The following is a 19,016-nucleotide window of genomic DNA, read 5'->3' as shown; positions in this document are numbered from 1 at the left end:
CAGGGCTTTTTAGTACATTTTTATTTAATTATTTAACTACGGATGCACATACAGTATGGTATCTGCCAGGTCGCGGTTAATCAATTTAAGGCGGGTTGCAGATGACTCCAGCACACTATCTTTACGGATGGTGCCATCCTCTTTGGTAAACTGAAGCGTGTGGCCGTTGTTGGTTAAAGCCCATTTACCGGGTTTGCTGCCCTGTGGGGTAACCGATGCATAGGTATGGTCGGCATTGATGTTAAGCCTGATGCCCTGCACTATAGATACGATCATGTCTTTTTGGCCGTTTATAGCATCTTCCGAATCCGGGTTGGCTTCAACAGCCTTGGCAATAATCTTTTTAACAGTTTTATCGATAGAAGTGCTGTCAATTTTCCATGAGCCTACCACATCTTTCTCTGTTGTAGACGCAATTGTAAAAGCAGATAACACTACGGTTGCTGCCACTGCTGTAATTAATTTTAGTTTCATTCTGTTTAGTTTGTTTGTTTTGGATAGCACCCGGGTTGCTTTGTTACACAAACATATCGAATTTTTTGCTTACTGGTTAATTTAAGGGTTAATATTGAAAAAGAGTACAGATTATAATATCCCCCATTAAGAAATAAGTTTAATAAGTATTTGAGTGACGTTTAAGGCAACAGATTTTTTGATAGCCCCGCTTTTTTTTATGATGATGTTTTTATCAGCAGTAAATATTCTGGCTGGCCGAATATTGGATTTTACAGGTAAGCTACCCGTATCGAAATCTGAAGAAGTAAGCGGTACAGAAAATGTATCAGAATATTGTTGACTTGTGATCTGGCAGAGTATGATATCATCGCCGGGCAAATCAGCCAAAACTAAAGCAGGCCTTCTTTTAGAACCTGATAGATCTGAAAATGGAAAGGGAATTACAACAACGTCGCCTTTTACAAATTTTGCCATGCAATATCTTCCTCTTCATTTAGCCAGTCTTTAGCTAAAATAGCCTCGCTTGCAAAATGAGTTTGTATGTTTACGTTGTTAATCGTTTTGGCTTCTGCCTCATCAATAGTAAAGGCAATAATTTCTACCTGCTTGCCAATAAAATCTTTAGGCACCTGTATTAAAATGCTTTGATTACCAGGTTTAACAATTGTCCTTACCATGTTCAAATATACAAAATATTTAAAACATCATTACAGCGCCAAAACCTCATTCTCTTTCTTGATCCGTACGTATAGCATCCAGGCGTTTAGCAAACTGAATACTATAGCGGTATAGTATAAACCAAAAGCCAGCGGAATGATCGCTATCTCGCAGATCACGATGATATAATTGGGGTGTTTAATGTATTTGTAGATCCCCGCTGCAACGGGACGGGTGCCGGGCACTTTGTAAATTTTGGTGTTCCAGTAATGCCCTAAGGTAGCTATTACGATTACTTTGAGCACGATCAATAAAAAAAAGAGGATGATAAGCGCATAATTTATAACACTGCCATCTCTGCAGATGTATTCGGCAATAACAGCGATGATAAAGAGCGTATGCATCGCTACCATAAAGGGATAATGCGCTTTGCCGTATTCAACTGCGGCGTTCTTAAGCAGCCATTTTTCGTTTTTGGATGATACATACAACTCGGCCAGGCGCTGAAATATCAAAAAAAGGATAAATACAATAAATATCATCGGTTAGTTTTTTAGATCAAGTAAAACCATTTCGCTGCTAAAGCCGGGGCCCATAGCCAGCATCAGGCCGTAGCCGTCGGTAAAGCCTGTTTCCATAAACCGCTCCAAAACATACAACACCGTAACGCTGCTCATGTTACCGTTATCGTTCATCACCTCGCGGGTGTTTTGTAAAAAGTCGCCCGCTATATTCAGGGCATCGGCGTAGGCATCTAGTACCTTTTTACCACCGGGGTGAAAAATAAAATTTTTGATATCGCCCAACTTCAAACCCTGTTTCCCCAAAAAAGCTTCTATATCCTTACCAATATGCTGATGAATAAATGCAGGGATATCTTTAGAGAACACCACTTTAAAACCATCTTCCTTAAAATCCCAGCCCATTACATCCAGCGAGTTATAGTAAAGTTTACTGCTTGTTGCTTTGATGTTGATCTGCTGTTTGGGTAATTGATGCTGATCTCCCTTAACTATACACGCTGCCACACCATCCGAAAATAAGCTGGAACCGATGAAATTGCTTTTACTGTAATCGCTTTTGATCAGCGTGAGCGAGCAAAGTTCAACTGCAACCAGCAGCACCACAGCATTGGGGTTTGCCTGTGCTGCCATATTTGCCTTGGCCATGCCTGATACACCGCCTGCGCATCCCAGGCCCCAAACCGGCATCCGGTTAATGTGCGGGTTCAGCTCCATCTGGTTAATGATCAGGGCATCTATACTGGGTGTTGCCAGGCCTGTGGTAGAGATGAATATCAGATCGGTAATATCATTTTTATTAATATCGGCTTTTGCAATAACCGCTTCAACAGCCGTTACCGCGTGTTGCAGCGATAGTTTAATATACTCGTCGTTTCGTTGTTTAAAAGTTGTGGCCTGGGCATAATAACTTAAGGGCTTTACAAAATTACGGGTAACAATACCGGTATTATCAAAGGCGGGCATCAGCCTGCCGGCCTGCGCAAAATTTTTAGAGAACATAGCATAAGCCTGCTCTTTTACGGCTTGCTGGCCGGTTTTATCCGGCAGGTTTATTTTAGTTACGGCTGCTATATGTGGCATTTGGTATTGATTAAATAGACCCTTTATAACAATACGTTATAAAACCTGCTTTGGTTGACAACTTTTAACAAAGCTTATTGTTTTATTTACCGTGTAGCTTAAATTAGCAAACCTAAAAATAAAACCATGCCCGAATTGCCCGATCTGCAAGTATTTAGCCATAACCTGGATAAAAAACTAAGCGGTAAAACCGTTAAACAAATAACCGTGCACAAAGCCCCGAAACTGAATGTTAGCCATCAGCAGTTGCAAGATACGCTGCAAGGGCAAAAGCTAAGTTTGGTTTACCGCGATGGCAAGGAGTTGTTTTTTAAATTTGGCAAGGGCGATGTACTTGGTTTGCACCTGATGCTGCATGGCAAGCTGTTTTTGTTTGAAGGCAAAAGCGAGCAGAAATATCCCATTATCGAAATTTTATTTACGGATGATACCGGCCTGGTGCTAACCGATTTTCAGGGGATTGCCGCTCCTATGCTTAACCCGGAGGTTAAAGACGCCCCTGATGCTTTATCAAAAGATGCAGGTGAGGCATATTTAAAAAGTATCCTGGCTAAAAAGAAAACCAGTATTAAAGCGGTATTGTTAGATCAGAAGATCATCCGTGGTATTGGCAATGCTTACGCAGATGAGATACTTTGGGATGCCCGGATCTCTCCGTTCTCTGCCGGCAACAAGATCCCTGCGGATAAAGTAAAAGACCTGGTAAGATCCATACACGATGTTTTAAAAAATGCCGAAAAAGAGATCATCAAAGCTAACCCCGATATTATTGCCGGCGAGATCCGCGATTTTATGCTGATACATAATGCCGGTAAAAAGCAGAGCCCAAACGGTGCGCCTATCCTCATTGATGAAAAATCGCGTAAAACGTATTATACCGAAGAACAGGAGTTATATAGTTAATAACAATTTGGCGCAACCTACTCAGCTGGGTTGTATTTTCTATAAACTTAAAACATTTAACTCCGGCACCCTGTTTAGCTATCAACAAATATCTACCAACATGGGAACATTACAACATATACAGCACCAGATCTCGGCACTGAACGATTTGATAAAAATAAATAACGACCGTATTGCAGGCTACCAAAAAGCGGTTGAAGGTACGGAAGACGCCGCGTTAAAAACCGTATTTGACGGTTATATTGACCAAAGCAAAGGCTATATAAACCAACTGAACGATTATATACATGTACTGGGCGGCTCACCTGCCGATGGTACAACGCTTTCTGGCAAGGTTTACCATGCCTGGATGGATGTAAAATCGGCCTTTGCCAAAAAAGATAACCATTCGGTACTGGCAGATTGCGAATATGGCGAAGATGTAGCTAAAGGATCTTACCGCAAGGCACTGGATGATAAGGAATTGATATGGGAGGATGAAAAGGTGGTAACACTGCTTAACAACCACTTAAGCGGATTAAAAATAGCACACGATGCCATTAAGGCCCTGCGCGACTCATCTAAACAGGTAGCATAATATGGATAGCCCGGATCAGGATTTTTTTAAAAACTATAAGCCCCTGCATGTACCGCACAAGTATGATGCGGGGGCTTCCTTGCAGGACAACGTGATTTTTGCACTTGCTTACCTGGAATATGCCACTGCGCCGCAGGTTGCCGAAAAGCTGGATTCGCTGGAGCCTAAAACAGACCATGCAATACTTTTGCAGGAGGTTAGGCAGGTGTTGGAAGGCTTATTTAAAAAAGGCCTGATCAAAGGCGACGATGAAACCGAAAGACAATATAATTTAAGTAAGATACTGGTACAAAATTCCGGTAAGGCAGATCCCTTGTTTTAAGTTATAGCATACAACAGGGGGGCATCAATCACTTCACAACAGCACCATGAGCAGTATTACGGGTACAAAATAAAATACGCCGAACTCGTACTTATTAAAAAAGAATCCCCCAGCCAGGCCGCCTATAAAATAGAAGGCCAGTACCGTCATTCGCACGTAGATACGGTTGCGGATCATCTTATCTTTTTTGGTGCCCAGGTAATAATACTCTGCAACTTCGCTGCCCAGATCTGTAAACAGGCTGGCCAAGCTGGTAGATTTGATTAACCCGCCAGATACAATAGATACCAGGCCGGTTTGCAGGCCCATAGCAAAAATGGTAAGGCTTATTACAACCTCGCGTTCCAGCTTGGTCTCTTTGTAAAAATTATGCCCGTATATGGCCACACACAGCAGTATGATCATCTCCAGCACAACCGGGAACGCATGCGCCTTATATTGGTTTTTTTTAGCGAAAGATTTTACGGTAAAGCTGGAAACAAAGGCGCCTAAAAAAAACAGCAGCATCCAGATGGCGAATACGGTTATTTCATAAAAATTCTGGCTTACCAGGTTTTTGGCCAGGTTGGCCATGTGCCCGCTGATGCTTGATGTAAAGGCGAAAAAGGATACCAGCCCGGCAACATTAATAATCCCGGCCGCAAAAGCGGTTGATGATGCCAGGCCGAGGTTTTGTTTAAGAGTGCGTTGGTGTTTAGCGTATCGTAGCATGTGCAGGATCAGGTAATTCTGATGCTAAAATGTACAATATTGGCCAAATAAGCAGTTAGTAATAACTAATTTAACAATAAGTTTACTTTGTGTGGCTTATTGTTAAATTAGTTTAAATATAGCGTTGTGTTAATGTTAAGTATTTGGCTGCTTATGGTGCGGTAGGGGTAACCGGTGTGGTAGTCATTACGCTGTCAACCACAAAATTGCTAACCCCGCGCCAGGGCAGGGTATGCAGGTATTCTTTATAGTGTAACTCCAGCATGGCGCCCGCGCTGCGATTAAGTTTATCGGCCACCTTTTCATCCGTTACAGAAAACATAAATTCGTTTGATGAAATATTACCCTGCGTTTGGCTGCGAATACCGCTTTGTATCAAGCGGCCCTCGTAGGTTTTAAACATGTAACCCTTTTTAACAAAATAGTTCATGGTGCCGGCCTTTGTGCCTTCCCCAAAAACAAAGTAATAACGGTAGTAAACAATACCTATAATTGCAACGGCTAAAACCAAAAAAACAATTGTTAAAACACGGCCTCTTCTCATGATGGTAATTTTTTATGTAAGGCTAACGTATTTGTATGCTATAAGTTTGCAAAATAGTTAACAAGCGATGTAAAATCATCAAATTTCAGGTCGTAATCTGTTGTGGTGCCAAAGCCGTAGCTTATAAAAACAAAAGGAATGCCTGCCAAGCGGCTTTGTTCGCCATCGCCTGCAGTGTCGCCCACATAAACCGGGTTCTTTAGTCCGTGCTTATCCATCAGCAGTTTAATATTGTGGTTTTTGGGCATAAAGTTTACGCCATGCGCCAGTTCGTCCTTAATCAGGTCATCAATGCCGGCCCAGTCTATAAACTGGCGAATGATGCCTTTTGCGCAGTTGCTTAATATAAAAAGCGGGTATTTATCTGCCAGTATTTTTAATCCCTCTTTTACACCGTCGTATAAAATGCCGCCCTTTTCGCTAATGAGGTTATGCCTGCGCCCGTTTACCAGGGCGTAGATCTCTACGCGCTTGTCGTGGTCAAATTCAGGCATCAAAATTTCGATCACTTTTTTGCCTTCCATACCTACCATGTCAGCCAAAACATCGCGGGTGATGGTTTTATCTATCCCAAGTTCGGCAAATACAACATTCCAGGAGTGTGCATAGGTGTCAACGGCATCCCAAAGGGTACCGTCCATATCAAAAATAAGGCTATCGGGCTTTTGCATGGGGGTGAAATTACCTTTTAGTTTTTTAACCGCAAAGCGCACAAAAAATTTCCTTTGCAGGTATTAATGTTTTTGTCAATCAGTAAAAAGTACCATAACACCCATATTCCACACCATTGTATGGCTTATTTGTTAAGTATCTTTGAGGCATGAAAAAAGCGTTTCCGGTTTATGATATCTGTTCATTGGCTGGCCATCAGCACGATGATCTGCTCATTAGCCGTTTTGCGCCCTATTTGCAAAAGCATCAAAACCTGAGCCTGCCGCATAAGCATACCTTTTACCATGTGGTACTATTTACGCAAGGTGCCGGCAAGCACGCTATCGATTTTAAATCCTTCGCGGTAAAGCCCTATCAAATTTACTTTATGATACCGGGGCAGGTACACCGCTGGGAGTTTGAAGGCCCGGTAGATGGTTACATTATTAATTTTTCTGCAGAGCTGTTCCAGTCGTTCTTGCTGCGGCCAGATTACCTGGAAAGCCTGCCCTTTTTTAGCGGTAATGCAGATGATGAAGTGATAAACCTGCCCGCAGTTGCGCACGGACAGATAACACAGCTTTTTGAACAACTGCTTACCGAAAGCCTGCTACCCGGGCGCATGGGTATAGATATGATCCGTACGCTGATGCTGCAGCTATTTATACTGGTAGCCAGGCAAGGCAAGCAGGCAAACCAAACCGTAGCGCCTGCTTACAACTACACGCTGCTGCAAAGTTTCAGGAAGCTTACCGATAAAAACTTTGCTACGCTTAAGCTGCCAAAAGATTATGCCGCGCTGCTATACATTACGCCCAATCATTTAAATGCCTTGTGTAATGATATGCTGGGCATACCGGCAGGGGAGGTGATTCGTAACCGGGTAATATTAGAGGCCAAACGCCTGCTGATAAACCTGGATATGAATATCAGTGAGATTGCCGGTAAGCTAAACTTTGCCGACAACTCTTATTTTACCAAATTTTTTAAAAAATATACCGGACTTACCCCCGAGGATTTCCGCAAAAACCCAGTAGCCTAATGACACCAGCAAATAACAAATCCGCCAAAAAAGTACCTGTTTTAGAGGCGTTTATAAAAGCCAAATGCCCGCGTTGCCGCCGTGGCGATATATACAGCACCCCAACCTACGGCTTTAGTGCGCAAAGAATGCATGAACGATGCTCGCACTGCAACCTGCACTATGAACGCGAACCGGGATACTGGTATGTAGCCATGTTTGTAAGCTATACCTTTAACGTAGCCGAAATGGTAACTTTTGCTGTAGGCACACACATTTTAACCGGGTCTAACTCGCCCTGGCTTTATGTGGGTGTATTAATGGCTGTAGTGTTTTTGCTGTCGCCGTTTAACTACCGCTATTCGCGGGTGGCGTTATTGTACTGGCTTACCCCAGGCCTAAATTACGAGCCCTGGAGAGCAGAGGATAAGGCGCCCCTGCCCGGCGACGGGAAAGCTGGAGAAAAGCCTGATTGATACGGTTTAATTATGTTGAGCAATAAGAATTTAATCTTAAAACTCCGTGCTTATTAATGGGTAAGCTTTTCAATTTTTTCTATAAGCGCATCCATTTCAAAAGGTTTGGCCAAAAAATCATCTGCACCTGCTGCCATGGCTGATGCGCGGATATCGCGGCTGGCAGATATCATGATAATAGGGATGTTTTGCGTGGATGGGGTAGCTTTTAACTGGCGGCAAATATCCCGGCCGTCTTCTCCGCTCATCCAGATATCAAGCAGCAGCAGGTCGGGCAGTTCGTCCTTCATATCCAGCACGGTAGATCCGTCTACAGTGCTGGTTACATGGTACCCTTCAAATTCAAGCAGCATCTCCACGGCATCTACAATCCCGGGGTCGTCATCAGCTATCATAATTTTTTTTGCTTTCTCGTTCATCTCTGCTATGTAATTTTGAATGCAAAACCGGGCATTGGTTTAAACTGATCTGAATTTTGTCTGTTTACGTTTATTCGCCTGATTTAACAGGTAACGAAAAGCAAAAAGTAGACCCTTTTCCCTCAATGCTGTTTACCCACATTTTACCGCCTTCGCGCCTGATGATCTCGTTAGAGATGTACAACCCAAGCCCCAAACCGGGGAATGTATGTTGCTTGTTGCCACTAACGCGGTAAAACTGTTCAAATACTTTATCCTTTTTATCTTCGGCAATACCTATCCCAAAATCTTCTACACAAACGGTAACCATATCATCTTCTTTTTCGGTACTGATGACGATGCGGTTGGCATGCGGCGAATACTTGATAGCGTTGGTGATCAGGTTGGTTATTACCTGGCCAATCCGTTCTTTATCCGAGTAGATCTTACCGGTTTCTTTAAAATCCATCACCAAAATATGTTTGTTGGTGGTGTGCTGCAGATCTTGCACATTATCCATAATGGCCTGGTTAAAATCAAACCAAACCTTATTAAAAAGTATGCGCCCGGAATTTATTTTGGTTACATCAAGTAAATCGCCTATTAAATTGGTAAGGCGGTTAAGCTGGGCATCCATTTTCATCACCATGGCTGCCTTTTTATCTTCGCCCTCTTTACTTAACATGGCGCCAAGTACCTGTGCATAGGCTTTTATACTGGTAACGGGGGTTTTTAATTCGTGGCTGGCAATACCCAAAAACTCATCTTTTTGGCGCTGCATTTGTTTTTGCTCGTCAATATCGGTATTGGTGCCAAACCAGCGTACGATACCGCCATCTAAAGTGAAGGGCATGGCGCGTGTAAGGTGCCATTTATATGCCCCTGTTTTATCTTTCAGCCTAAATTCATACTGATACAGGCTGCCTGTTGCCAGGGCTTCTGTCCATGCGGCAATGCAGCCGGGCCTGTCATCGGGGTGCAGGTTGTTGGGCCATACCTCCCCAATGATCTCTTCCATCGGTAAGCCAAAAAAATCAAGCGTTTGCTGGTTTACATAATCCAGTTCGCCGGTTGGTTTGGCCGTCCATAGCTGTACCGGCATAAAATCGGTAACAAATTCAAATTGCTTTATCTGGTCGTTAAGCTCGCTGTTTTTTAGTTGAAGCTCAATATCGGTAATGGTTTTTTCGGTAACATCTGTGCAGGCGCCAATGTAGCCCATAAACTTACCCTGCTGGTTATACTGCGGGTTACCGGTAGCAATACACCAGCGTACCTCTCCATCCTTACGGCGGATCCTGAAATCAACCTTGTAGGGCTGCTGCGCCTTCAGGTCTGCTAAAAACTTGGCGGCGGCGCGGTCGCGGTCTTCATCCAGGATGCATTTCAGCCACCCTGTACCCAAGATCTGATCGTTGGGCTGGCCGGTCCAGTCGGTCCAGGTTTTGTTGGCATAGGTCAGCAAGCCCTGTTCGTCAGCCATCCACAAAGCCGTTGGGGATGCGCTGGTAATATTTTGCAGCAGGTGCTCGCTGTTGATGAGTGCCTGCCTGCTTGCTATCTCGCTGCGCAGATCGCGGGCTATGGTAGCCCTGCCCTGCGGCTTGCCGCCCGGGCCATAGGTTACCATAGATTTGGCATAAACCGGTATAGCCTGCCCGGTTTTAAAATTCTTATATAAAAACTCGCCGCTCCAGTGGCCGGTTTCAATCAATGCTTTTTTAACAATTTCGAGCCTCCCGGCTTCCTGGGGCATTATAAAATCCAGGCTGTGTAATAGGGGGGCATCATCATCAAGGCCTATCATTTTACGGCCAACGGTGTTTACGTAGGTAAGGTTGCCATTCAGGTCGCTCAGGCCAATAAAATCGGATGTATTATCGATCAGGGTTATCAGTTTGCGTTGCTCTTCCTTGTTATGTACTTCCCCGGTTATATCCTGGGTGGTGCCTGCAAAGCGTATGCATTTGCCGGCTTCATTAAAGTAGGCTTTCCCTTTACTGTGCAACCAGCTAATTTCATGTGTGGCAGGGTTTATGATCCTAAAAACCTCATCGTAATAACCATCGCCATCGGGGTTTAAAGCAATTTGCACCTTTTGCGTAACATTATCCAGGTCGTCCGGGTGAATATTTTTTAACGCATCGCTGAAACTGGTAACCTGCCCTTCTTTAAAGCCATGCAGGCGGTTACAGCGTTCGTCCCAGCTCACTTTTTCGTTTGTAGGGTCCATATCCCAGGCCCCAAGCTGTGCCGAATCAAGCGCAAAGCGCGATCGTTCTTCAGCTTCGGCCAGTTTTTGCCGGGTAAGCACCAGTTCGGTAACATCCTCTGCGGTATTTAATATCGCCCATACTTCGCCCTTATTGTTTTTTATGGGCTGGTAAATAAAGTTAAAGTAAAAGGTTTGTATGCGGCCGCCTACCAGTAGGGCCACACGTTCGGCGTAGGCTTTATAGGCAATGCCTGTTACATACACCTCATCTAAAATATCAAAAAAGGGCTGCCCTTCCAGTTCGGGCAGGGCCTCGCGAAATGTTTTGCCAATAACAGATCTGTCCCTGTCCCACACCTTTAAAACGGCATCATTTGCCAGGGCAATCACCATATTGCGCCCAACATACAGGCCAACCGGCGATGGCGACTGTTCAATGATGGTTTTGAAAATATTTTCAGTTTGTGAATCCAGGAGACTGCCGCTTTCCATTTTTAAGCAAAATCATCTATAAAAAAACCGTTAATAAATAGCCTGATAGTATTTACCTGCATTATTATTCTGCAATATTAATTTATCTGCCCGAGATTAAAACTAATCCTGATGTTTTATACGTATAAATCATAACAATGTTAATTTATCCTTTATAATAATGCCGGTATTTGCCGGTTCTTTTGTAAAGAAGTTATTATAAATCAAACAATTATAGTGCTGAAAAGTTAACCAAAAGACAAGATAAATATACAACTTATTGGAATAATTACTTTGGTAATAAGTAATTATGTTGCTTGTTAAGGTATATTTTATACTTTTATGAAACTAATTGAAAAACGTTGATGCATGAGTAAATCTCAAAAAAAAATTGGGCCTAAATCTTACAGTACTTTAGCCAAAGTTTTAACAGGTATTACGGGGCTTGATGAAATTACAGAAGGCGGTTTGCCAAAAGGCAGGCCTACATTAATATGTGGCGAAGCCGGATCCGGCAAAACCTTAATGTCGATAGAATTTATTGTACGCGGCGCTATACAATACAATGAACCCGGCGTATTTGTGGCATTCGAAGAAAAATCTGATGAACTGGCCATGAATGTAGCATCCCTGGGCTTTGATCTTAAAAAGCTGCAGGATGAGAAAAAACTAAGGATAGACCATATTCATATAGACCGCAGCGAGATAGAAGAAACCGGCGAGTACGACCTGGAAGGTTTGTTTATACGCCTGGGATACGCTATTGACAGTATTGGCGCCAAACGTGTAGTGCTGGATACGCTGGAGAATCTTTTTTCGGGCCTGGATAACCTGGCCGTTTTGCGTACCGAATTACGCCGGCTGTTTAGCTGGCTGAAAGAAAAAGGCGTAACAGCCATTATAACCGGCGAACGCGGCGATGGCTCGTTAACCCGCCAGGGGCTGGAAGAATACGTATCAGATTGTGTGATACTTTTAGATAACCGCGTTGTAAACCAGATAACTACCCGCAGGTTACGCGTTGTTAAATACCGGGGCACGGTACATGGCACTAACGAATATCCTTTTCTTATCGATCAGGACGGGATCTCAGTTTTACCGGTAACCTCGCTCAAAATGGCCAATAAGGTATCTAACAAGCGTATATCAACAGGGGTAAAGGCTTTGGATGGAATGCTTGGCGGGCAAGGGCTGTTTCAGGGCGGTAGTGTGCTGGTATCAGGCACGGCAGGTACGGGTAAAACCAGTTTAGCGGCATCATTTGCTAACGAAGCCTGTAACCGTAAAGAAATGTGCGTTTATTTTGCGATGGAAGAATCGCCCAGCCAGATCATCCGCAACATGTCATCTATCGGCATCAACCTGCAAAAGCATGTAGATAGCGGCCTGTTGTACTTTAATGCATCAAGGCCAAACCTTTACGGGCTGGAAATGCACCTGGTGGCTATGCACAAATGCATCAAAAAATATAAGCCCAGCGTAGTTATTGTTGACCCTATAACCAACTTTATCAACATCGGTTCGGTTAGCGAGGTAAAGAACATGCTGGTGCGGATGATAGACTTTTTGCAGGAGGAGCAGATCTCGGTAATGTTTACTGCATTATCATTAAACACCATTGTAAGCGAGCAAACAGACGAAGGTGTATCATCCCTGGTAGATGCCTGGATCCTGGTGCGCGATATTGAATTTAACGGCGAGCGTAACCGTGGCCTGTATGTGATGAAATCCCGAGGGATGAAACACTCTAACCAGGTGCGCGAATTTGTGATAACCGATAACGGGCTTAACCTGATAGACGTTTACCTTGGCCCCGACGGTATTTTAACAGGATCTGCCCGCGAACAGCAGTTGCTGCTGGAAAAAACCGGCGAAGCCATCCGCAGCAGCGCATTTGTGCGTAAAGACAGGGAAATACTGCGCAAACGCCAGGTACTGGAGGCTAAAATTGCCAGCCTGAACAGCGAATTCGAATCAGTAGAAGAAGAGTTGAACAAGGTTTACCTGGAAGAAGAGCTTAAAAAGCAAATATTAGAAAAAAACCGTGCAGAAGTGACGAGGATGAGGAGAGGCGAAACTAAAGAAGCACCTAAAACATCCCGCAAAAAATAATGGTAAAAGTTGATAAAAAATGGGAACTGAGGTTATACATAGCAGGTAAAACACCCAAAAGCGTTACAGCACTAAGTAACCTTAAAAGATATTGCGAAGAACACTTAAAGGGCCAGTACCGCATAGAAGTTATTGACCTGCTGGAGCAGCCGCAGCTGGCCGAAGGCGACCAGATACTGGCCATACCTACTTTGGTGCGTAAAGTGCCCGAGCCGATCCGTAAAATAATTGGCGATCTGTCTAACGAAGAAAAGGTATTAGTAGGCTTAAACATTCGCCCTGCTTAATTGTAATAGATAAGTTATGGCCTACGAGCAGGAGGATTTTAATGTAGATGAGGGTAATAATTCGGCTGGGCCTTATATCTTACGCCTTTTTATTACGGGGGCATCCCCAAACTCCATTCGTGCGGTAGAGAATATTAAAGCAATTTGTGAGAATTTTTTAGCCGGCAACTACGAGCTCGAGATCATAGATATACATCAGCAGCCAAAACTTGCCGAAGGCGAGGATGTAATTGCAGTACCTTTGATGATAAAGAAATCGCCCTATCCGCAACGCAGGCTAATAGGCGATATGAGCGATACCCAAAGAGTTTTAAAGGGGCTTGGCCTGGCAGCAAACAGTTAATTTATGGAGCAGAACGATAAACTTTCGGACGAAATTCTGGAACTGCGCCTTCAACTGGAAGAAGCGCAGGACACTATCAACGCCATCCGCACCGGCCAGGTTGATGCATTGGTGGTGAAAGATACCGAAGGACACCAGCTTTATACCCTTAAAACAGCCGACCAAACCTACCGCGTTTTTATTGAACGGATGAGCGAAGGGGCCGTTACCATAAACCGGGATGGTATTATATTGTACTGCAATACCCGCTTTGCAACCATGGCCGATGTGCCCCTGGAGAAAGCGATAGGCAAACCCTTAAGCAGCTTTGTGCCCGATGTATCGCAGGATCTGTTGGCCCATATTGTTAACAGCAGCTGGAGCAACGATTGCCGCCAGGAAATAATACTGAAAGATGGGGAAGGGAAAGATATGCACTGCCTGTTCTCCTGCAACGCTATCGAGCTGGATAGCGGCACAGCGTTAAGCATCATTATTACCGACCTGAGCGTGTTAAAAGAAACCGAAAGGCAATTGCAGGTTAAGAACGAACAGCTGGAAGAGGCGCGCAGCACTACCGAAAAACTGAATGATTCTTTAGAAGCTACCGTAAAGGAGCGTACGCATGACCTTACTATCAGCCGCGAGCATTTTAAACTGCTTAATAACAATATTGTGCAGATGACCTGGACCAATTTGCCCGATGGCAGGGTAAACTCGCATAACCAGCGCTGGTATGATTATACCGGCCTTGATTTTGGTGCCACCCAGGAGTTTGACTGGAAAAAATTAGTGCATCCGGACGATATGCAGCTAACTGCCGAAAAGTTCTACCAATCGTTAAAAACCGGGGAGATGTTTGAGGTAGAGAACCGTTACCGCAGGCACGATGGTGTTTACCGCTGGCACCTTAACCGTTCAAGGCCCCTGAGAAACGATGACGGCGAAATTATTTTTTGGGTAGGCACCGCCACCGATATTGAAGACCAGAAGCGCGAAATAGACCGCAAGGATGAGTTTATAGGCATTGCCAGCCACGAACTTAAAACCCCGCTCACCAGCCTTAAAGGTTATCTGCAGCTGATTGATGGATACAAAAAAGAAGAGTTGCCGCCCGTTATTAAACAATACATTGCCAAGGCAGGTATATCTATTAATAAACTGCAGGGGCTGATCAACGATCTTTTGGATGTAAGCAAAATAAAGGCCGGTAAGCTGGAGTATAACCTGGAAAATGTAAGCGTTACTTACCTGGTACACCAATGTGTAGAGAATGCCGAGCACATTTACGCATCCTACACGTTCGAAAAAGAGATTTTGGGCGATTTTACCGTAAAAGGCAATGCCGAGCGGCTGGAACAGGTTTTAATGAACCTGATAAACAATGCCGTAAAATATTCGCAAACCAATAAAAACGTGGTTATAAAGGCCGCACAGCACGATAACCGGGTAAGGGTATCTGTTATAGATTATGGTATAGGCCTGTCTAAAGACCAGCAAAGCCGTATTTTTGAGCGCTTTTACCGGGTAGAGGACAAAAAGAACATGACCAGCGGGCTGGGTATGGGCCTCTATATCTCGCACGAGATCATTAAAAAACATAACGGATCTATAGGGGTAGAAAGCGAGCCGGGCAAGGGATCCACCTTTTACTTTGAATTGCCGGTAGCTTAAATTCGTTTGTATTTTTGCGGTGCCGTAAATTTGCATACCCGGTAAATTTGCGGATATTGCCATCGCACACATACCCATTACATGATAACCGATAGCACCAACGGAAACGTAACATGCAATACCGCAGATGGTGTTGCAACCATAAGTTTTTATCACCCGGCCCAAAATTCACTCCCGGCACATTTGCTGCAGGCCCTTACCGATAATATTAACCAGGCAGGCAGCAACCCCCAAACCAAAGTTATTGTACTGCAAAGTGCCGGCGAACGTACTTTTTGTGCCGGCGCCAGCTTTGATGAATTGCTGCAAATAAAAGATAAGCAGGCCGGCGCAAAGTTCTTTTCGGGTTTTGCCAACGTTATCAATGCCTGCCGCAAATCAACCAAAATTATTATAGCGCGGGTGCAGGGCAAAGCTGTTGGTGGTGGTGTGGGCCTTGCCGCCGGGGCCGATTATGTTTTAGCTACGCAGGCGGCATCCATCAAATTAAGCGAACTGGCAATAGGCATAGGCCCGTTTGTCATATCGCCCGCCGTTATCCGTAAAATAGGCTTGCCTGCCTTTTCGCAGCTTACTATACGCGCGGTAGATTTTCAAACAGCGCAATGGGCAATGGATAAAGGCTTGTATAACGAGGTTTACACGGATATTAAGGCACTTGATGAGGGTTTGTTGGCCCTAACCCAAAAGCTTGCCTCTTACCATCCCCAGGCCCTTACAGGCCTTAAACAAATACTATGGGAAGGCACCGGCGATTGGGATGAGCTGCTTACACAGCGCGCAGCCATCAGCGGGGAACTGGTATTATCAGCATTTACCCAGGCTGCATTAAACGGCTTTTTAAAAAAAGAGTAGTTTGTAATTAATTACGGTAATTATGGCTGCAATAAATTTAGATCTGCCCAAGGTTGTGTGTGGTTAAATTGCCGATCAAATAAAATTCCCCCTATCTTTGATGTTCATTTTAAATTATGGCTACAGAAGTTAAATGCCCCAGCTGCGGACATGGCTTCCCTATTGAGGAAGTAATGGCCGAGGAATATAAAAAGCAGCTGAGGCTGAAGATGCAGGATTATACCCGCCAGAAAGAAGAAGAGTTTCAGAAAAAAGAGGCAGAGTTTACCAGCCGCGAAAAGCAGCAGCAGGCCGCGTTTGAGCAGCGCCTGGCCGGCGAAAAGAAGGCCCTGCAGCAAACGCTGGAAGAGAACCTGCGTAAATCCATCTCGTCAGACTTTGAGAACCAGCTGCTGATGCTGCAAAATTCGGTAAACGCCAGCGCCGAAAAACTGAAGGAATCGCGCCAGAAAGAACTGGAGTACATGCAGCGCGAGCAAGCCTTAAAACAAAAGGAAGAGGAAATGGAGGTTGCCCTGCAGCGCAAGCTACAGGAGCAGCGCGCCGAGCTGAGTGAACAGATCCGCAAACAGGAAACCGAGAAGCACAGCATTAAAGATACCGAGTACCAGCTAAAGGTTAAAGAGCTTGAAAAGCAGCTGGATGACCAGAAAAAGCTTGCAGAAGAAATGAAGCGCAAGGCCGAACAGGGCTCTATGCAGCTGCAGGGCGAAGTGCAGGAGCTAATACTGGAAGAACAGCTGCGCAGCTATTTCCCGTTTGATGTGATCAGCGAGGTAGGCAAGGGCGTGCGCGGGGCAGATTGTGTGCAAACCGTGCGCAACCAGTTTGGCCAGGAGTGTGGCCGTATTATTTATGAAAGTAAGCGCACCACCGCTTTTGGCGGCGACTGGATAGATAAGCTTAAAAAAGATATGCGTGCCCAGGGGGTAGATGTGGCCGTTATTGTAACCCAGTGCTATCCTAAAGGGATGGATTGCTTCGGCGAAAAGGATGGTGTTTGGATCTGTAACTTTGATGAATTAAAGGCAGTATCGTACATCCTGCGCGATGGTGTTATCAAGCTGGCCAATATGGCAAAGGCCCAGGATAATAAGGGCGATAAAATGCACCTGCTGTATGATTATTTAACCAGCAGCGAGTTTTCTGAACAGTGGAAGGCTATCCGCGAGGGGTATATGAGTATGCGCCTGTCTATTGTTAAAGAACGTGATGCGATGGAGCGGTTATGGAAATCTCGCGAGAAACAACTGGATAAGGTGTTATTAAATGCCGCCGGTATTAAGGGAAATATAGAAGGTATTGCAGGTAACGATGTGATACAGCTGAGTTTGGATGATGACGATGAACCATTGATGCTGGAATAATGGGGATAATTGTTATTTAAAATACCGGTTATAGAAAGATTTAAGTATATCATATAATTCATTCGGCTGGGGGCATCCGGTGTTGTTTATGCGGTAGTATGGATAGTTTTTGTAAGGTAATTGTTACCTTAAACCAAAAGCATTACTTTTGCCGTTCACTACTTGGTGAACAAATTCTGATCATACATGGCCGATATAACCGCATTGCCGCAACTGGCTTTACAGCTTTTGCAGCAGCTTATCTCAATACAATCTTTCAGTAAAGAAGAAGACCGTACTGCCGACCTGATTGCGCAGTTTTTGCAGCAGCATGGTGTTCAAATCAACCGCAAACTCAACAATATCTGGGCGTGGAACAGGCATTTTGATGCCGCAAAGCCAACTATCCTGCTCAACTCGCACCACGATACCGTTAAACCCAACAGCGGCTACACCCGCGACCCATACGATGCCAAAATAGAAGACGGCAAGCTATACGGCCTGGGCAGTAACGATGCAGGCGGCTGCCTGGTATCACTGATAGCGGTATTTTTATATTATCACGACCAGGAAAACCTGAAATATAATTTTTGCCTGGCCGCTACGGCTGAAGAGGAGATCTCGGGCGTAAATGGCCTGGAACTAATTATCCCCGAACTTGGCCGGCTGGATTTTGGCATCGTTGGCGAACCTACCCTGATGGACCTTGCCATAGCAGAGCGCGGCCTGATGGTACTGGATTGCACCGCACACGGCCGCGCAGGCCACGCCGCCCGCGAAGAAGGCGATAACGCTATTTATAAGGCGCTGGCAGATATAGAATGGTTCCGCAGTTACCAATTCCCTAAAGAATCGGAAGTTTTTGGGCCGATAAAAATGTCGGTAACCATTATCAACGCCGGTTCGCAGCATAATGTAGTACCGGCAACCTGCACCTTTACGGTTGATGTAAGGGTAACCGATGCCTACAGGAATGAAGAGGTGCTGGAGATCATTCGCAGGCATGTAAGCTGCGATGTAAAACCACGTAGCATCCGCTTAAAACCATCATCCATAGATAAAAATCACCCCTTTGTACAGGCGGGTATATCGCTTGGCCGTAAAACGTATGGGTCGCCTACCACATCAGATCAGTCCCTGCTGGATATCTCCAGCATTAAAATTGGCCCCGGCGATTCGGCCCGCTCACACATGGCCGATGAGTTTATTTACGTAGATGAAATAGGCGAAGGGATAGAGCTGTATATTCAAATGCTGAGTAAGATAGTTTAGGAAAAATTAAATAATTCCCTCCCTCGGGAGGGTTAGGGAGTGTTTCTGCTGCATCTTAAGCGGAAAAACCCCTCCCGGCCAACGCACTATTCTTCGCGCCCCTCCTCAAGGAGGGAATTGAAAAAAACTACAAGGCCTGTTT

The 19,016-nt window shown here is 44.7% G+C and carries 22 protein-coding genes; 12 read left to right on the top strand and 10 right to left on the bottom strand.

Annotated features, from left to right (window positions below; genetic code table 11):
- Positions 1-36: 36 nt before the first annotated feature.
- From E2R65_RS02675 to E2R65_RS02655, 5 genes are all read right to left on the bottom strand, one after another.
- Positions 37-474 carry a hypothetical protein gene (locus E2R65_RS02675; protein ID WP_134334923.1) on the bottom strand — a complete coding sequence of 146 codons (438 nt, stop codon included), beginning with the start codon at positions 472-474 and terminating at the stop codon, positions 37-39.
- A gap of 126 nt (positions 475-600) precedes the next feature.
- Positions 601-930 carry a type II toxin-antitoxin system PemK/MazF family toxin gene (locus tag E2R65_RS02670; RefSeq protein WP_134334922.1) on the bottom strand — a complete coding sequence of 110 codons (330 nt, stop codon included), beginning with the start codon at positions 928-930 and terminating at the stop codon, positions 601-603.
- Positions 915-1,133, bottom strand: coding sequence for a hypothetical protein (locus E2R65_RS02665; protein ID WP_134334921.1), 219 nt, complete (start codon positions 1,131-1,133; stop codon positions 915-917). Before E2R65_RS02665 ends, E2R65_RS02670 begins: the two co-directional genes overlap by 16 nt.
- 30 nt (positions 1,134-1,163) lie before the next feature.
- Positions 1,164-1,655, bottom strand: coding sequence for an isoprenylcysteine carboxyl methyltransferase family protein (locus tag E2R65_RS02660; protein ID WP_134334920.1), 492 nt, complete (start codon positions 1,653-1,655; stop codon positions 1,164-1,166).
- A 3-nt stretch (positions 1,656-1,658) separates the two neighbouring features.
- A complete protein-coding gene (locus tag E2R65_RS02655) occupies positions 1,659-2,717 on the bottom strand; it encodes a type III polyketide synthase (protein ID WP_134334919.1) in 1,059 nt (352 codons plus the stop codon).
- A gap of 126 nt (positions 2,718-2,843) precedes the next feature.
- Between E2R65_RS02655 and E2R65_RS02650 the strand changes: the two genes are divergently transcribed.
- The 3 genes from E2R65_RS02650 to E2R65_RS02640 all read left to right on the top strand — a co-directional run bounded on the left by E2R65_RS02650 (position 2,844) and on the right by E2R65_RS02640 (position 4,519).
- Positions 2,844-3,620, top strand: coding sequence for a DNA-formamidopyrimidine glycosylase family protein (locus tag E2R65_RS02650; protein WP_134334918.1), 777 nt, complete (start codon positions 2,844-2,846; stop codon positions 3,618-3,620).
- A gap of 100 nt (positions 3,621-3,720) precedes the next feature.
- Entirely contained in the window at positions 3,721-4,197 is a 477-nt protein-coding gene (locus E2R65_RS02645) for a ferritin-like domain-containing protein (protein WP_158285198.1), read from the top strand.
- A gap of 1 nt (position 4,198) precedes the next feature.
- Complete coding sequence (locus E2R65_RS02640; RefSeq protein WP_134334916.1) at positions 4,199-4,519, top strand: hypothetical protein; 321 nt, start codon at positions 4,199-4,201, stop codon at positions 4,517-4,519.
- A gap of 33 nt (positions 4,520-4,552) precedes the next feature.
- On the opposite strand, the gene E2R65_RS02635 is transcribed toward E2R65_RS02640, so the two are convergent.
- The 3 genes from E2R65_RS02635 to E2R65_RS02625 form a co-directional block, all read right to left on the bottom strand.
- A complete protein-coding gene (locus tag E2R65_RS02635; RefSeq protein WP_134334915.1) occupies positions 4,553-5,230 on the bottom strand; it encodes a YoaK family protein in 678 nt (225 codons plus the stop codon).
- 151 nt (positions 5,231-5,381) lie between these two features.
- The gene (locus E2R65_RS02630; RefSeq protein WP_134334914.1) at positions 5,382-5,774 is read right to left on the bottom strand and encodes a hypothetical protein; all 393 of its coding nucleotides are present in this window, start codon (positions 5,772-5,774) and stop codon (positions 5,382-5,384) included.
- Between the two features lie 38 nt (positions 5,775-5,812).
- The gene (locus tag E2R65_RS02625) at positions 5,813-6,445 is read right to left on the bottom strand and encodes an HAD family hydrolase (RefSeq protein WP_134334913.1); all 633 of its coding nucleotides are present in this window, start codon (positions 6,443-6,445) and stop codon (positions 5,813-5,815) included.
- A 149-nt stretch (positions 6,446-6,594) separates the two neighbouring features.
- Between E2R65_RS02625 and E2R65_RS02620 the strand changes: the two genes are divergently transcribed.
- Positions 6,595-7,467: an AraC family transcriptional regulator gene (locus E2R65_RS02620; protein WP_134334912.1), complete on the top strand. Its 873-nt coding sequence runs from the start codon at positions 6,595-6,597 to the stop codon at positions 7,465-7,467.
- The gene (locus E2R65_RS02615) at positions 7,467-7,922 is read left to right on the top strand and encodes a DUF983 domain-containing protein (protein WP_134334911.1); all 456 of its coding nucleotides are present in this window, start codon (positions 7,467-7,469) and stop codon (positions 7,920-7,922) included. Before E2R65_RS02620 ends, E2R65_RS02615 begins: the two co-directional genes overlap by 1 nt.
- A 53-nt stretch (positions 7,923-7,975) precedes the next feature.
- Here the strand turns inward: E2R65_RS02615 and E2R65_RS02610 are convergent, their stop codons facing one another.
- On the bottom strand, positions 7,976-8,341 hold the full coding sequence (locus E2R65_RS02610; protein ID WP_134334910.1) for a response regulator transcription factor: 366 nt from the start codon (positions 8,339-8,341) through the stop codon (positions 7,976-7,978).
- Positions 8,342-8,411: 70 nt separating this feature from the next.
- On the bottom strand, positions 8,412-11,027 hold the full coding sequence (locus E2R65_RS02605; protein WP_134334909.1) for a PAS domain-containing protein: 2,616 nt from the start codon (positions 11,025-11,027) through the stop codon (positions 8,412-8,414).
- Positions 11,028-11,375: 348 nt separating this feature from the next.
- Here E2R65_RS02605 and kaiC point away from each other — a divergent pair, with 348 nt between their 5' ends.
- From kaiC to E2R65_RS02570, 7 genes are all read left to right on the top strand, one after another.
- Positions 11,376-13,118 carry a circadian clock protein KaiC gene (gene kaiC / locus E2R65_RS02600; RefSeq protein ID WP_134334908.1) on the top strand — a complete coding sequence of 581 codons (1,743 nt, stop codon included), beginning with the start codon at positions 11,376-11,378 and terminating at the stop codon, positions 13,116-13,118.
- Entirely contained in the window at positions 13,118-13,405 is a 288-nt protein-coding gene (locus E2R65_RS02595; RefSeq protein ID WP_134334907.1) for a circadian clock KaiB family protein, read from the top strand. The genes kaiC and E2R65_RS02595 overlap by 1 nt, the downstream gene beginning before the upstream one ends.
- A gap of 16 nt (positions 13,406-13,421) precedes the next feature.
- Positions 13,422-13,748, top strand: coding sequence for a circadian clock KaiB family protein (locus E2R65_RS02590; RefSeq protein WP_134334906.1), 327 nt, complete (start codon positions 13,422-13,424; stop codon positions 13,746-13,748).
- Positions 13,749-13,751: 3 nt separating this feature from the next.
- The gene (locus tag E2R65_RS02585; RefSeq protein WP_134334905.1) at positions 13,752-15,401 is read left to right on the top strand and encodes a PAS domain-containing sensor histidine kinase; all 1,650 of its coding nucleotides are present in this window, start codon (positions 13,752-13,754) and stop codon (positions 15,399-15,401) included.
- Between the two features lie 81 nt (positions 15,402-15,482).
- Positions 15,483-16,256, top strand: coding sequence for an enoyl-CoA hydratase/isomerase family protein (locus E2R65_RS02580; RefSeq protein ID WP_134334904.1), 774 nt, complete (start codon positions 15,483-15,485; stop codon positions 16,254-16,256).
- 116 nt (positions 16,257-16,372) lie between these two features.
- On the top strand, positions 16,373-17,623 hold the full coding sequence (locus tag E2R65_RS02575) for a DUF2130 domain-containing protein (protein ID WP_183500293.1): 1,251 nt from the start codon (positions 16,373-16,375) through the stop codon (positions 17,621-17,623).
- 186 nt (positions 17,624-17,809) lie between these two features.
- Positions 17,810-18,874, top strand: coding sequence for a M20 family metallo-hydrolase (locus E2R65_RS02570; RefSeq protein WP_134334903.1), 1,065 nt, complete (start codon positions 17,810-17,812; stop codon positions 18,872-18,874).
- The last annotated feature ends 142 nt before the right edge of the window (positions 18,875-19,016 follow it).

The organism is Mucilaginibacter phyllosphaerae (assembly GCF_004378255.1).
In the GTDB taxonomy this organism is placed as follows: Bacteria; Bacteroidota; Bacteroidia; order Sphingobacteriales; family Sphingobacteriaceae; genus Mucilaginibacter; species Mucilaginibacter phyllosphaerae.
Note: the sequence above shows the minus strand (reverse complement) of the source record. Positions and strands in the feature narration are given on the sequence as shown.

Excerpts from the sequence above, each read along its gene's own strand:
- E2R65_RS02675 (WP_134334923.1), bottom strand. The coding sequence starts at position 474 with ATGAAACTAAAATTAATTACAGCAGTGGCAGCAACCGTAGTGTTATCT.
- E2R65_RS02670 (WP_134334922.1), bottom strand. The coding sequence starts at position 930 with ATGGCAAAATTTGTAAAAGGCGACGTTGTTGTAATTCCCTTTCCATTT.
- E2R65_RS02665 (WP_134334921.1), bottom strand. The coding sequence starts at position 1,133 with ATGGTAAGGACAATTGTTAAACCTGGTAATCAAAGCATTTTAATACAG.
- E2R65_RS02660 (WP_134334920.1), bottom strand. The coding sequence starts at position 1,655 with ATGATATTTATTGTATTTATCCTTTTTTTGATATTTCAGCGCCTGGCC.
- E2R65_RS02655 (WP_134334919.1), bottom strand. The coding sequence starts at position 2,717 with ATGCCACATATAGCAGCCGTAACTAAAATAAACCTGCCGGATAAAACC.
- E2R65_RS02650 (WP_134334918.1), top strand. The coding sequence starts at position 2,844 with ATGCCCGAATTGCCCGATCTGCAAGTATTTAGCCATAACCTGGATAAA.
- E2R65_RS02645 (WP_158285198.1), top strand. The coding sequence starts at position 3,721 with ATGGGAACATTACAACATATACAGCACCAGATCTCGGCACTGAACGAT.
- E2R65_RS02640 (WP_134334916.1), top strand. The coding sequence starts at position 4,199 with ATGGATAGCCCGGATCAGGATTTTTTTAAAAACTATAAGCCCCTGCAT.
- E2R65_RS02635 (WP_134334915.1), bottom strand. The coding sequence starts at position 5,230 with ATGCTACGATACGCTAAACACCAACGCACTCTTAAACAAAACCTCGGC.
- E2R65_RS02630 (WP_134334914.1), bottom strand. The coding sequence starts at position 5,774 with ATGAGAAGAGGCCGTGTTTTAACAATTGTTTTTTTGGTTTTAGCCGTT.
- E2R65_RS02625 (WP_134334913.1), bottom strand. The coding sequence starts at position 6,445 with ATGCAAAAGCCCGATAGCCTTATTTTTGATATGGACGGTACCCTTTGG.
- E2R65_RS02620 (WP_134334912.1), top strand. The coding sequence starts at position 6,595 with ATGAAAAAAGCGTTTCCGGTTTATGATATCTGTTCATTGGCTGGCCAT.
- E2R65_RS02615 (WP_134334911.1), top strand. The coding sequence starts at position 7,467 with ATGACACCAGCAAATAACAAATCCGCCAAAAAAGTACCTGTTTTAGAG.
- E2R65_RS02610 (WP_134334910.1), bottom strand. The coding sequence starts at position 8,341 with ATGAACGAGAAAGCAAAAAAAATTATGATAGCTGATGACGACCCCGGG.
- E2R65_RS02605 (WP_134334909.1), bottom strand. The coding sequence starts at position 11,027 with ATGGAAAGCGGCAGTCTCCTGGATTCACAAACTGAAAATATTTTCAAA.
- kaiC (WP_134334908.1), top strand. The coding sequence starts at position 11,376 with ATGAGTAAATCTCAAAAAAAAATTGGGCCTAAATCTTACAGTACTTTA.
- E2R65_RS02595 (WP_134334907.1), top strand. The coding sequence starts at position 13,118 with ATGGTAAAAGTTGATAAAAAATGGGAACTGAGGTTATACATAGCAGGT.
- E2R65_RS02590 (WP_134334906.1), top strand. The coding sequence starts at position 13,422 with ATGGCCTACGAGCAGGAGGATTTTAATGTAGATGAGGGTAATAATTCG.
- E2R65_RS02585 (WP_134334905.1), top strand. The coding sequence starts at position 13,752 with ATGGAGCAGAACGATAAACTTTCGGACGAAATTCTGGAACTGCGCCTT.
- E2R65_RS02580 (WP_134334904.1), top strand. The coding sequence starts at position 15,483 with ATGATAACCGATAGCACCAACGGAAACGTAACATGCAATACCGCAGAT.
- E2R65_RS02575 (WP_183500293.1), top strand. The coding sequence starts at position 16,373 with ATGGCTACAGAAGTTAAATGCCCCAGCTGCGGACATGGCTTCCCTATT.
- E2R65_RS02570 (WP_134334903.1), top strand. The coding sequence starts at position 17,810 with ATGGCCGATATAACCGCATTGCCGCAACTGGCTTTACAGCTTTTGCAG.